Annotated in this window: 11 protein-coding genes; 5 read left to right on the top strand and 6 right to left on the bottom strand. The window is 59.0% G+C overall.

Features of this window, described 5'->3' with window-relative positions:
* Positions 1 to 122 precede the first annotated feature (122 nt).
* On the top strand, positions 123 to 2,402 hold the full coding sequence (locus tag ACFSYH_RS01775; protein ID WP_377464745.1) for a Stk1 family PASTA domain-containing Ser/Thr kinase: 2,280 nt from the start codon (positions 123 to 125) through the stop codon (positions 2,400 to 2,402).
* Positions 2,403 to 2,532: 130 nt separating this feature from the next.
* Here ACFSYH_RS01775 and ACFSYH_RS01770 read toward each other — a convergent pair whose 3' ends face one another.
* The 3 genes from ACFSYH_RS01770 to ACFSYH_RS01760 all read right to left on the bottom strand — a co-directional run bounded on the left by ACFSYH_RS01770 (position 2,533) and on the right by ACFSYH_RS01760 (position 6,048).
* Positions 2,533 to 3,894, bottom strand: coding sequence for a class II 3-deoxy-7-phosphoheptulonate synthase (locus ACFSYH_RS01770; protein ID WP_377464744.1), 1,362 nt, complete (start codon positions 3,892 to 3,894; stop codon positions 2,533 to 2,535).
* 1 nt (position 3,895) lies between these two features.
* Positions 3,896 to 5,107, bottom strand: coding sequence for a pyrophosphate--fructose-6-phosphate 1-phosphotransferase (locus tag ACFSYH_RS01765; RefSeq protein WP_377464743.1), 1,212 nt, complete (start codon positions 5,105 to 5,107; stop codon positions 3,896 to 3,898).
* A 164-nt stretch (positions 5,108 to 5,271) separates the two neighbouring features.
* Entirely contained in the window at positions 5,272 to 6,048 is a 777-nt protein-coding gene (locus tag ACFSYH_RS01760) for a lysophospholipid acyltransferase family protein (protein WP_377465227.1), read from the bottom strand.
* A gap of 67 nt (positions 6,049 to 6,115) precedes the next feature.
* Between ACFSYH_RS01760 and ACFSYH_RS01755 the strand changes: the two genes are divergently transcribed.
* Positions 6,116 to 6,697: a hypothetical protein gene (locus ACFSYH_RS01755; RefSeq protein WP_377464742.1), complete on the top strand. Its 582-nt coding sequence runs from the start codon at positions 6,116 to 6,118 to the stop codon at positions 6,695 to 6,697.
* A 54-nt stretch (positions 6,698 to 6,751) separates the two neighbouring features.
* Here the strand turns inward: ACFSYH_RS01755 and ACFSYH_RS01750 are convergent, their stop codons facing one another.
* The gene (locus ACFSYH_RS01750; RefSeq protein ID WP_377464741.1) at positions 6,752 to 7,696 is read right to left on the bottom strand and encodes an ROK family glucokinase; all 945 of its coding nucleotides are present in this window, start codon (positions 7,694 to 7,696) and stop codon (positions 6,752 to 6,754) included.
* 183 nt (positions 7,697 to 7,879) lie between these two features.
* Between ACFSYH_RS01750 and ACFSYH_RS01745 the strand changes: the two genes are divergently transcribed.
* On the top strand, positions 7,880 to 9,691 hold the full coding sequence (locus ACFSYH_RS01745) for an AMP-dependent synthetase/ligase (protein ID WP_377464740.1): 1,812 nt from the start codon (positions 7,880 to 7,882) through the stop codon (positions 9,689 to 9,691).
* 164 nt (positions 9,692 to 9,855) lie between these two features.
* Positions 9,856 to 10,131, top strand: a complete 276-nt coding sequence (locus ACFSYH_RS01740) for an Lrp/AsnC family transcriptional regulator (RefSeq protein ID WP_377464738.1) — start codon at positions 9,856 to 9,858, stop codon at positions 10,129 to 10,131.
* A 327-nt stretch (positions 10,132 to 10,458) separates the two neighbouring features.
* Here the strand turns inward: ACFSYH_RS01740 and trpD are convergent, their stop codons facing one another.
* Together trpD and ACFSYH_RS01730 are read right to left on the bottom strand one after the other, a co-directional pair.
* A complete protein-coding gene (trpD, locus tag ACFSYH_RS01735; RefSeq protein WP_377464736.1) occupies positions 10,459 to 11,520 on the bottom strand; it encodes an anthranilate phosphoribosyltransferase in 1,062 nt (353 codons plus the stop codon).
* Complete coding sequence (locus ACFSYH_RS01730; RefSeq protein ID WP_377464735.1) at positions 11,520 to 11,936, bottom strand: hypothetical protein; 417 nt, start codon at positions 11,934 to 11,936, stop codon at positions 11,520 to 11,522. The genes trpD and ACFSYH_RS01730 overlap by 1 nt, the downstream gene beginning before the upstream one ends.
* Positions 11,937 to 12,181: 245 nt before the next feature.
* On the opposite strand from ACFSYH_RS01730, the gene ctaE reads away from it, so the two are divergent.
* The gene (gene ctaE, locus ACFSYH_RS01725) at positions 12,182 to 12,823 is read left to right on the top strand and encodes an aa3-type cytochrome oxidase subunit III (protein ID WP_377464734.1); all 642 of its coding nucleotides are present in this window, start codon (positions 12,182 to 12,184) and stop codon (positions 12,821 to 12,823) included.
* The last annotated feature ends 40 nt before the right edge of the window (positions 12,824 to 12,863 follow it).

The following is a 12,863-nucleotide window of genomic DNA, read 5'->3' as shown; positions in this document are numbered from 1 at the left end:
TACTCAGCCCTCGGGTGCCGCACCCGTGCGACACAGGATATGACTCTATCTCCACCATTCCTGCGCGGATCGGTGGCAAACAATCCGAAGATTTACGTGTTGTCTCCCCTAAACTGTTCTCTGTGGCTACTACTGTAAACGACCCGCTGATCGGCCAACTTGTTGATGGCCGCTATTTGGTGCGCAGTCGGGTGGCCCGAGGAGGTATGGCGACGGTCTACTGCGCCACTGACAGGCGGCTGGACCGTGTGGTCGCGCTCAAGATCATGCACCCACATCTCGCTGAGGGAACGTCGGGGCAGGCCTTCGTCGCTCGGTTTCGCCGCGAAGCCCGTGCGGCCGCACGCGTCACGCACCCTGGCCTCGTAGCTGTCTACGACCAGGGGGTTGACGGCGAGGTCTCCTACCTCACCCTCGAGTTTGTTGAGGGTAGCGATCTGCGCCAACTCCTCCAGTTGAAACGCACTCTGACGCTCGCTGAGGCGCTGGCCATCACCGAGGACATCCTTGATGCCCTCGCGGCTGCACACCGCAACCAACTCGTGCACCGTGACGTCAAACCTGAGAACGTACTGCTGTCCAAGGACAACGAGGTCAAACTGACCGACTTCGGTTTGGCACGCGCCGTCACCGAGGTGACATCCACCACGACAGGAACCGTGCTCGGCACCGTGGCCTACCTGGCGCCGGAACTGGTGACCCACGGTGTGGGAGACACCCGAACCGATATCTACTCAGTCGGCATCATGCTCTACGAGATGTTGACTGGACGACAGCCCTTCACCGGGGACTCCCCCATACACATCGCATTCCAACACATCAACACGGTCGTACCACGAGTTTCCAATACCCTTGCGTGGATTCCCGAGCCGGTCGATGACCTCGTGGCGAGATTCGCGGCGAAGGACCCGAACCAGCGACCCACCAACGCATCCGAAGCACTACGCGAACTGCGTAGGGTACAGACTCAGCTCAAGCCGGCACTGCTCGCGAAGCGTGCAATGCCTCCCGTACCGCTGCCCGACAAACTTGCCGAGCCTATCGCCGCCACCAATGCATATGAGGACCTGACAGGTGTCGAGACCGCTGCCATGCCAGCCGTTGAGGCATACGAGGATCTGACCGGTTTTGAAACCGCCGCGATGCCTGCGGTGAGTGGGGACACAGGCGAGTTACCCCAACAAGTGGACGAGTCGGATGACTCAGTGCTGTACGAGCACGAGGATTCCTCACGTAACTTCCAGGCCGTACAGCAACCACACCATGCCTTACCACCTTCACCGGATGAAGACCTCGGCGCGCTCATAGCTGCCACGTCATCCTCGTCATCTCCATCTCCATCGTCACCGAGTGAGGTGTCCACCGAGACGGTGCCACTTTCAGTGCGCGGAACCACCATCGCACTCCCCATCGGCCAGACCGCCTACGTACGTTCCGGAACCACACCGGAAGAACCACCGTCAACGAGTCTGATGGTTCCCGAGGAACCGCCCCGCAGGCGTCGTCGCGGGTTGAGAATCGTCGTGACCCTACTCGTGCTCCTCGGTCTAGGTGGTGCATCCTATGGAGGATGGTACTGGTGGGAGAACGTCGGTCCAGGTTCCTACACCGTTGTTCCCGCACGCATCGAGGCTGTTCCCGAACAAGATGCTCTGGACAAGATCAGGACTGTGGAGTTGGAGCCGCGGGTATTCAAGGAACACCATGACACGGTGCCAGCCGGCGATGTCATCTCGGCTGAGCCTGCCAGCGGCGAACGTGTGAAGAAGAACAGCCAGGTCACGCTTACCGTCTCGCTCGGCATCAAGGAGATCGAGGTTCCCAAGGAACTGGTGGGTGAGAACGCGGGCGCGGTCAAGGAGACTCTCAGCGAGGCCGGGTTCACCAACGTTTCCGATGATCTGGTCTATGACACCAAGATCAAGAAGGACACCGTCATGGAGCTCTCGGTGAAGGAGGGCACTGTCCTCGCCCACAACACCGCAATCGTCCTGACCGTGTCCAACGGTCCAGAACCGATCTCGATTCCACAGGTCGTGTCAAAGACCGAGAAGGAAGCACTGAGCATCCTCAAGGACGAGGAACTGAAGCGCGATGTCACCGAGGCGTTCTCAGACACAGTTCCCCAGGGAACGGTGATCTCTCAGGATCCCGCTCAAGGAACGCAGGGACACCGCGGTGACAAGGTATCGATCGTCGTGTCAAAGGGCCCTGAACTCGTCGCCGTCCCCAACGTTGTCGGAGAGGACACCGCAGCAGCCGAGGAAATACTTGGAAACCTGGGCTTCAAGGTCAAAATCAACAAGTACATGGGCGGATTCTTCGGAAAGATCCGACTCCAGGATGTCGAGGCAGACACCGAGATCCCCAAGGGCTCCACAATTACACTCACCGAGTTCTAGGCAGAACTCACCTATCCGCTCTCGTCTTCCCGCCCAGCGCCGCGATGACCGTGTGATGGCGCTCGACCTGTGCATAAACGCGTGAGGGGTGACCGCCATATGGCGGTCACCCCTCACTGACGTGATTGGTTTAAGAAGCCTTGAGCTTCTTCAGCATCTCGGCGACCTGGAACGCCATCTCCAGAGACTGCTGGTGATTGAGACGGGGATCAACGAGCGTCTCGTAGCGCAGCGCAAGCCCCTCGTCGTCGATCTCCTCCGAACCGCCCAACACCTCGGTGACATCGTCACCGGTCAATTCAACGTGCAAGCCGCCCGGAACCGAACCGATGGCCTCGTGCACTTCGAAGAAGCCGCGGACCTCATCCAAGACATCGTCAAAGCGACGGGTCTTGTAACCGGTTGCCGAGGTGATCGTATTACCGTGCATCGGATCGGTCACCCACGTGACAGGCGAACCCTCAGCGTGCACCTTCTCAACGATCGACGGCAAAACACCACGGATGTTTCCCGCACCCATACGCGTGATGAAGGTCAAACGCCCAGGCGTACCCTCCGGGTTCAACTTCTCCTGGAGCGCCAAAGCATCATCCGCAGTTGTCGTTGGCCCGAGCTTCACACCAATGGGGTTCGATACCCGTGATAGGAAATCGACGTGTGCGCCATCGATCTTGCGGGTACGCTCCCCAATCCACAGGAAGTGGCCTGAGGCATCATATGGCGTACCTGAAATCGGGTTCATACGAACCATTGCACGCTCGTAATCAAGCAGGAGCGCCTCGTGCGACACAAAGAACGACACCGTGCGCAGTTGGTCGAAATCAGCTCCACATGCGTCCATGAACTTGATCGCGCGATCAATCTCAGCGGCGGTGGCCTCGTAGCGCTTGTACGCCGGGTTCTCCATGAAACCACGGTTCCACTCGTGCACCTGGCGAAGATCCGCGTATCCACCCGTGGTGAATGCACGAACGATATTCGTGGTTGCGGCGGCTATCTGGTAGCCCTGCATCAACCGCTCAGGGTTGGGTGTACGGGTGTTCTCGGTGAACTCAAAAGAGTTCACCATGTCCCCTCGGTAGCACGGCAGAGTAACGCCGTCACGAGTCTCCGTGTTCGATGAACGTGGCTTAGCGTATTGGCCAGCCATACGCCCCATCTTGACGATCGGCATCGACGCGCCATGCGTCAGCACAACTGCCATCTGCAGGATCGTGCGGATCTTGTTGCGGATGCGATCCGCATTGGCTTCAGCGAAGGTTTCAGCACAGTCGCCGCCTTGGAGCAGAAACGCCTCACCACGCCCAGCGGCAGCCAGGCGCTGGGTGAGGGTTTCCGTCTCCTGTGGAATGACGAGCGGCGCCACTTGACCGAGTGCGCTTGTCACCTGGTTGAGTTTCTGCTCATCTGGCCAGACGGGTTGCTGATCAGCCTGCAACGACCGGAAGTTGTCCAGTCCACTCAGAAGCCGTTCGTCATTCACGAGGGTCATGTCAGGCGGTTACCTTCGACTGTCCGATGCCAGCGAGCAGTTCGTCGAACCATGCCTGGTTCACATCGAATGCCTTGCCACCGGCAATGCGTGGGAACTCGATCGCGCGCAGGCGGTCGCCCTGCTCCTCGTCGTGGCCGATAACGCCTGCCTCTCCGCGAAGTGCGCATTCAACAGCAAGGTCGGTCATCGACTTGATCAGGCGCAGATCCTCAGCGTTTGCCGCGGCAGCACGCGAGTAGTAGCCCGACTTCTGGACCATGACCTTCTCGGCACCCAGTTTCTCGGCGAACTGCTTGGCAAACCACTGGCCGGGGTTGATGGTGTCGAGCTTGACGTGGCCGAAGGGGTCGCGCTCGACGGTCTGACCAGCAGCCTCAAGCTGCTCAACGATCTCGTGCATGCCCGCGCCCTCGGAGAGGAAGATGTTGACGTTGCCCTTGGAGTCCATCACTGCCTTGAGGCGCTCAGCCTCAGCATCGATGTCGAGCTTGAGTTCCGGAAGGAACACAGCGTCCACGTCCCAGCGTTCACGGGTCAAGCCCAAGGCTGGAGCCCATTCCAGCGTGTCAAGGAACTTGCGGTACTCAGCGGCAGCAGCGGCGGTCAGCCAGCCACAGTGGCGTCCCATAACCTCGTGCACGATCAGCATGCGTGGACCGGAGCGGTGCTCTCCGATGACATTGAACGCGAACTGAGCGGCCTCTTCAGCAGCGGTCCAGGCGCCTAGCGACTGACGGATCGGCACAACGTCGTTGTCGATGGTCTTTGGAAGGCCCACAACGGTCAAGCCGTAGTCGTTCTCAGCGAGGTATGCAGCCAGGTCCGCGGCGGTCGTGTTGGTGTCGTCGCCGCCGATGGTGTGGAGCACATCAACGCCATCGGACTTGAGTTGCTGGGCAGCAACGGTCAGTGGGTTCTCACCCTCCTTGACAAGCCCTCGCTTGACGCAGTCAGCAGCGTTGGTGAGCTTGACGCGCGAGTTGCCAATTGGCGAACCACCGAAGCGGTGCAGAATACCCGCCTGCTTGCGGGCCTCTTCGTCAATAACGATCTTGTTGCCGGTGAGCAGGCCATGATAGCCGTACTGGTAGGCAATGATCTCGACCTCTGGTGCGATCTCGGTGTAACGCTCGATCAGACCGCCCACTGCGGACGAGAGACATGGTGCGAATCCACCTGCAGTGAGCAGGGCGACGCGACGTACCGTCATCCTTACAACCTCTTCCTTGAGTCGCCGATTTCAAGGCGACACTGTTCGTGACATGAGTGACCCGGCATGCTCGTGTAGTTCACGGATTCCTGCCTTTTGGCAGGCTCATGCAGGGTTATGTGCGGTTCGCACCGCGTGCGGTGCAATCAGCAAAAATCCAAAACCTAGTCTACTGGCGTTCCGCTTCCTGTTTCCGGGGGTTCCGGCACCTGAACCTCGGGTACCGGACGACCACCTGGGGCTGCGGGGCCCTTAGGTTCTGAATCTTGGGGAACACCTGCTGCAATGCGCGCCTTTGCCGTTGCAGCGTAAATGTCTACATATTCCTGGCCGGAAATGCTCATGAGGGAGTACATGATCTCGTCGGTGACGGATCTCAGGATGAAGCGGTCGCTTTCCATGCCCTTGTAGCGTGAAAAGTCCATCGGCTCGCCGATGATGACGCCGATTCGTACGGGTTTCGGGATGCGGCGACCAATCGGCTGTGCGACATCTGTGCCGATCATGGCAACGGGTATGACCGGTGCCCCTGATTCGAGTGCGAGACGGGCGACTCCGGTTTTGCCACGATAAAGCCGTCCATCTGGTGATCGGGTGCCCTCTGGGTAGATCCCGAACAGCCCACCCTCTTCGAGTCGGCGTAGACCGGTACGCAGTGCGGCCTCAGACGCACGTCCACCGGAGCGATCAACTGGAATTGTGCCGACCCGCTTCATAAAGCCAGCGACCATACGTCCGCGGAGGCCTTTTCCATTGAAATAGTCGGACTTACCGATGAAGACGATCTCGCGGTCGAGCACAAGCGGCAGTACGAACGAGTCGATCACCGCAAGGTGGTTACCCGCGATGATCGCGGCGCCCTGCTCTGGGATGTTCTCCAAGCCCTTGACCCAGGGACGGAACATCAGTTTGAGGATGGGGCCCACGAACACTCGTTTCATCAACCAGTAAAACAAAGGGCCTCCTCAGACACGCTCGTGCATGCCCACACCAACTAGAGTAGTAACTATGGCGAATCGTGAACCCCAGATACCAGGCGGGCAAGAACCCGATGAGGCCGAGGGTCAATCCTTCCGTAGTTCAGATTACTTCAACGATCCTGAACTGACAGCGCAGGTGTTCGATGAAATAGTTTCTGAACTATCTGATCTTTCCACGGAATCCGCCGATGATAAAACCGCACGCACCGTGAGCAACCAAGATGACCTCAATTTCCCGCGTGCTCCATGGGTTGATTCGGCGGCATGGTCAGGACGGGACACGACGTCAGATGAGATGTCGGCAGGGTCTGTAGCCGCTGGCACACCTCGGGATTGGGCTGACGATGACGTGATCCTCGACGAGTTGGATGCGTTCCAGCAGCCGGACCCTGCTTTTGAGTTGAGCCGTGATCCTGCCCGCAATCTTGGCTGGTTCTTGACACTGTTTGGCATCGTTGGCCTGTTCATCACCTATTTATTCACCGGTACCCAATTGCGTCTTGCGATCATCGCATTGGCGGTCATGTTCGTTGGTGGCGTTGCGCTGCTCATCTGGCGAATGCCTACCGAACGATCTTCCTTGGACTCCGATGGAGGAGCCCAGGTCTGACAGTTTGGATGCTTGATGGGGACAGGTGCCACGTGGCACCTGTCCCATTTGGCATTAACGTCGCGCGAGATCCGCAGCGCCGACGATGCCGGCAGAGTTGCCCATCTGCGCAATCGCGAACTCCGCTTCGGCACGGTGTCCGCGCGCTGGCAGGGCTTCCAGGAAGGCCTCGCGAGCGGGCTTGAGCAGAAGTTCGCCCGCTGCGGCCACTCCCCCGCCAAGCACGATGATCTCTGGGTCGAGTAGGGCCGCAACGGATGCCGCGCCCTCACCGATCCAACGGCCAAGTTCCGAAAGCAGATGAAGTGAGAGTTCGTCACCGTCCTGCGCGGCTGCAGTCACAATCGGCCCGTTGATCTGGCTGACATCCCCACCGGCCCGCTCGATCAATGATGCGGCGACGGCAGGCTCTTTGATAGCGGCGGCACGGGCCTCGCGCACAAGTGCGGAACCCGAGGAGTACTGCTCCCAGCAACCCTCATGCCCACAGCCGCACAGATGACCATTGGGCACAACGCGCATGTGTCCGACCTCAGCGCCAACCCCAAAGCCACCGCGCACGAGCTGTCCATCAATGACGATTGCGCCACCGAGACCGGTTCCCACGGTCAGGGTCAACATGTTGGAGACGTGGCGTGCGGCTCCAAACTGGAACTCGGCCCAGCCTGCTGCGTTCGCGTCGTTCTCAACGACGATGGGGATATCGGTTCCGATGAGTTCGCGCACGTTTGCCGCGATGGGATAGTCACGCCAGGTGATGTTAGGGGCAAACTGCACGCTCGAACGGTCAGGGCTGCAGAACCCAGCAGCCGCAAGCCCAATGGCGCCGATAGTGTATTCCTGCGACAATTCCTTACAGACCGCTGCAATCGAGGCATCAATGCTGGCCGGGTCATCCGCTACGGTCGCAATACGGGTTTGGGCGAGGATGTTTCCATGCTCATCAACCACACCCGCAGCTATCTTGGTACCGCCGATGTCAACGCCAATGGCGTGCATAATCTATCCCTAATGTGACTAGTTTTTGTTCGGAAGTGACAGTGACATAACTCGCAAGGGTTAGGTACTGTCTTAACTGCGTAAAAGCAACAGTGCGATAAGCCTACTCAGGTTCTACCACTCAATGCACATCGCACCAGTTTCATGTCACCGCGCATATCGCCCGCTGCCAAAGGAGCCAGAATGGACGAATTCTCAACACCGCTGCTCGTAACCGTCGACCGAGGAAAGAATCTCAACGATCTCCTCGCGAAACGCGTTTCCTCAGCGCCCCATGGAGCCCTCATGGAACGCCAGGGAGCCGACGGCCAATGGGTCAAAATCACAGCTGCTGAGTTCAACAAGGAAGTTGAGGCTGTCGCCAAGGGCATTATTGCGAGCGGCATCGGCCCGGGCGAACGCGTTGGAATCATGTCTCGTACCAGTTACGAGTGGTCCCTCCTTGACTGGGCGATCTGGGCAGCCGGCGCCGTCAGCGTCCCGCTGTATGAGACCTCCTCCGCTGAGCAGGTGGAGTGGATCGTCAACGACTCGCAAGTAAAGTTGATTTTTGCCGAAACTCAAGCACTTGCCGACGTCATCGCCGAAGCGAGGCCATCCACGCCCTCTCTCGAAGAAACTCTCGTTATCGACAATGATGCCCTTGCAACCATCTCGGCGCGTGGGACCCAGGTCCCTGACTTCGATCTGACTGAACGGCGTGGCGCTGCGAATCTCGATTCTCTTGCCACCATCATCTACACCTCGGGAACCACCGGACGCCCAAAGGGTGCCGAGTTGATCCACGGTAACTTCTATGAGCTCTCGGAAAACGCCTCTGAGCGCATGAAGGAACTCCTTGAGTACGGTTCACGCCGCACCCTGATGTTCATGCCTCTCGCACACGTCTTCGCACGTTTCATCCACGTGCTGGTTGTGCCCGGTGGATCGGTTCTCGGGCACGTCTCGAACGTGGCCGATCTCCTTCCGGCGCTCGCTACGTTCAAACCGTCGTACCTGTTGTCTGTTCCGCGCGTGTTCGAGAAGGTGTACAACTCGTCGGAGCAGAAGGCAGTCGCAGGCGGCAAGGGCAAGATCTTCCACTGGGCAGCCCGCGTTGCGATCTCGTACTCCCGAGCACTCGATGAGCCCAAGGGTCCCGGCCTCGCGATCTCGCTGCAGCACAAGATCGCCGATGCCTTGGTGTTGAAGAAGATCCGTGCGGCTCTGGGAGGCGACTGCAAGTATGCCGTCTCTGGGGGTGCAGCGCTTGGTGAGCGTCTTGGACACTTCTTCCGCGGCGTTGGCCTCGTCGTCCTCGAAGGCTACGGCCTGACTGAGACAACTGCTCCGGTCACCGTCAACATTCCAGAGAACATCAAGATCGGTACCGTTGGCCCACCGCTTCCTGGCACCGCTGTAAAAATCGCAGAGGACGGTGAGATCCTGGTCAAGGGGCACAACGTCTTCGTGCGGTACCGCAACAACGAGGAAGCCACCAAGGAAGCATTTGCCGATGGCTGGTTCCGCACCGGTGACATTGGTTCACTTGATGACGAGGGTTTCCTGCGCATCACTGGCCGTAAGAAGGAAATCATCGTGACCGCCGGCGGCAAGAACGTCGCTCCGGCTGTCCTTGAGGATCGGGTGCGCTCGCACCCTCTCGTCAGCCAAGTTGTCGTTGTGGGTGACGCACAACCATTCATCGCAGCCCTCATCACCATCGACATGGAGGCGCTACCGAACTGGCTCTCCGCACGTGGCCTTGAATCGCTCACACTGGAACAGGCAAAGACCAACCCTGATGTACTCGCCGCACTCGATCAGGCAGTCGCCCGCGCGAATCGCGCAGTATCTCGGGCCGAGTCGATCCGTAAGTTCTCAATCCTTGACACCGACTTCACCGTCGCTAACGACTACCTCACCCCGTCGCTCAAGGTGAAGCGCAACCTCGTGCTGAAGGACTTCGCACACGAGGTGGATGAACTCTACAAGGATGTGCAGCGCATCGACTAAAGAGCACGCCGCGTGGCCATGGACGCCACCGCTCGGCCCGATCTCCAGTGTGGGAAACAGACAGATATGTCCCATGGAAGGTGTCGTGGCCGAACGGTGGCGTTTATCGCGGTTAGAGTGGGTTTGATGCACCACCCATCCACCGCACACTGCGAAGGAGCACCATGCCAACCGCTATCGTCATGATCGACACCGAACAGGCGTTGATCCCAGAAGTCGCCACGCAGATCGCTGAGGTAAATGGCGTGTCGGAGGTGTACTCGGTGACCGGTGAAGTGGACCTCATCGCGATCGTCAAGGTTCCCGACCACCATGACTTTGCGGATGTCATCGCCGACAAGATCTCGAAGATCGCTGGCGTACAGCGCACCCGGACCTACCTGGCCTTCCGCGAGTTCTCCAGCAGGGACCTCGACGAGGCCTTCGACATAGGGGTCTAGCCTGCGGACCACGTCACCCCTCTCGTTGAGAGTTACGTGATCCACACCCGCGGTACATGTGGATGCGCTTTTGCGCACGCTGAAACCGAAGTCGCCACTGTGAGTGCACTTTGGCGGATGCCGACTCTGCCCTCTTCATTGACGACGATCACCGCGCTCAGGCTGTTCCTCTCAGCTTCCGGCGCGCTCGCGTACGCAGAACATCCGTGCGTGCTGGGAGATGTGGGCTCGTCGCCAAGCAGAACGAAAAACCAGGCAACACTCACAAAACGTTGGGGAGCAGTTCCACTGAACTGCTCCCCAACGCATATCTGACCCCAGACGGGATTACGCGCTCGCCACCTCGCGCCAGCGCTCAAGGACCCGAAGGGCCCGGCCCGAGTCAATCGCGTCGGCGGCGTAGTCCATCGCCTTTTTGAGGTTCTGGGACAGCGAACCGTCACGCACGCCCGCAAGAGTACCGTCGGCGACAATCGCCGCGGCGGCGTTCAATAGAACGGTGTCGCGAACGGCTCCTGGTGCGCCACCAAAGAACTCCAACGCCACTTGTGCGTTGTACTGCGCAGATGCGCCCTTGATGTCATCAACGGAAATCTCGGGCAGCCCAAGATCGGCCACGGGATCAATCCTGTGCTGTTCGACCTCCCCGTCGAAGACAGTCCAGATATCCACGGGACCGATCGCCGCGAGCTCATCGAGGCCGAGCGCACCACGGAACACGAGAGCCTCCGTCTTGCGGCGCGCGAAAACACCGGCAACCAGCGGTGCCATGTGAGCATCGGCGACGCCCACGGCAACAGCCCTTGGGTGGGCCGGATTGGTGAGCGGCCCGATGAAGTTAAACGCTGTTGGCAGACCCAACTCCTTGCGCGTTGGACCTGCGAACCGCATTGCAGGATGGAAAGTCTGCGCGAAGCAGAAGGTGATACCCACTTCCCGACCGATCTCAGCGATGCGTGCGGGGCTGTGATCCAGCGGGATCCCCAACGCCTCCAGAACGTCTGCGGACCCGGATGAGGACGAGGAGGCTCGATTACCGTGCTTGACCACCTTGATACCCGTCGCAGCGATGACGAGCGAGGCCATCGTCGAGATGTTCACCGTGTGCAGTCGGTCGCCGCCTGAGCCAACGATGTCCACAGCCGATGCCGCCGACTCGAGGTCAGGATAGGGAACAGCATTCTCAATCATCGCCGCGGCGAGACCTTCCATCTCCTCAACGGTTTCCCCCTTCGACCGAAGAGCAATCAGAAAGCCTGCGAGTTGGACAGGGCTTGCCTGACCGGCCATCATCGTGGACATAGCCCATCCAGTGGCATCAGCAGACAGGTCTTCATGACGGAGTAACGCAGCCGTCAACTCCGGCCACGTGAATGTTCCCTCAGTCATCAGCGTTCCGCGACAACCACATCTTGTGTGAGCAGCGAACGCACAGCATCCTGCAACTCAAACGCGTCAAGTGGACGCGGAACAGCCCCATCGGCCAACGACCACGACGCGAGCCATGCATCCTGGGCGCGCCCAGTCAGCAGCAGGATTGGCGGGCAGTCATATACGGAGTTCTTCAACTCGCGAGCAACTCCCATACCGCCGACCTTGTGCGTTTCACCGTCGAGAATGATCAGGTCAAACCTCTGGTTCTTCACAAGTTCGTCAAGCGCACCGAAGGTCGCAGTATCCTGCCATCGAATCTCCACCCCGTCTACGTCGTCGCCCAGCGCATTACGCACATGCGCGCGCACATCTGAGTCGTTCGAGTACAGCAGGACAGAAAGGGGACCTTTAGCCCCGGGGGTGCTGGTCATTGCAACCTCACGTTCACTTATCGAGGGGTCAGCGCGAGCGGCGCTGCTACCAATATCACTATCTCAGATGCTGGCGCTCAGCAAGGACTGAAGCCCACAACCCGGTCAAGTTTAGTGACACTTGTTTTTGATTCGTCACAAGGAGCGGCGAGTTTTATCAAAACGTTGCAGATTGTGAGATTCAACCCGCGAAATACTGGGTCTTTGGACCCACCCAGAGCCAAACATCAGCCATAATTGACCTTGTGTCGACTGTAACTGCTTCTCCAAAAGCACAACATCACGTAACTGTGAACCGTCCGAACCCAGTGTCGGTTGGAACCATCGTGTGGCTCTCGAGCGAACTCATGTTCTTCGCGGGTCTCTTCGCGATGTACTTCACCATCCGTGCCACGATTCCGGCTGAGCAGTGGAGCGAGGGCGTAAGCCACCTGAACGTGCCGTTCGCCGCCGTGAACACGCTCATCCTGGTTGCCTCATCCTTCGTCTGCGAAGCAGGCGTCAAGGCGGCGGAGCGCTTCCAGCCAGTGCGTTCTGGCTCGCTCTTCCAGGTCACCAAGTGGGGCATGAACGAGTGGATCACTCTGACCTTCATCATGGGTAGCGTCTTCATCGCACTCCAAGTCTTCGAATACGCAGAGCTCGTGTCCCACGGCCTGACCATCTCGAACAACCCATTCGGATCCGTATTCTTCTTGGCCACAGGCTTCCACGGACTCCACGTCCTCGGCGGACTGTTCGCATTCCTGTTCCTTCTTGGCCGTTCGTTCTCCGCGAAGAAGTTCGGACACCATGAAGCAACCACCTCCATCGTCATGTCCTACTACTGGCACTTTGTCGATGTTGTGTGGGTTGGCCTATTCATCGCCATCTACATCCTGCAGTAGCAGGAACAAGCACTGGAGCGCATAGCAGCACTCGAGTGCT

The organism is Populibacterium corticicola, from assembly GCF_042683685.1.
In the GTDB taxonomy this organism is placed as follows: domain Bacteria; phylum Actinomycetota; class Actinomycetes; order Actinomycetales; family Cellulomonadaceae; genus Timonella; species Timonella corticicola.
This window is presented reverse-complemented; position numbering and strand designations above follow the sequence as displayed.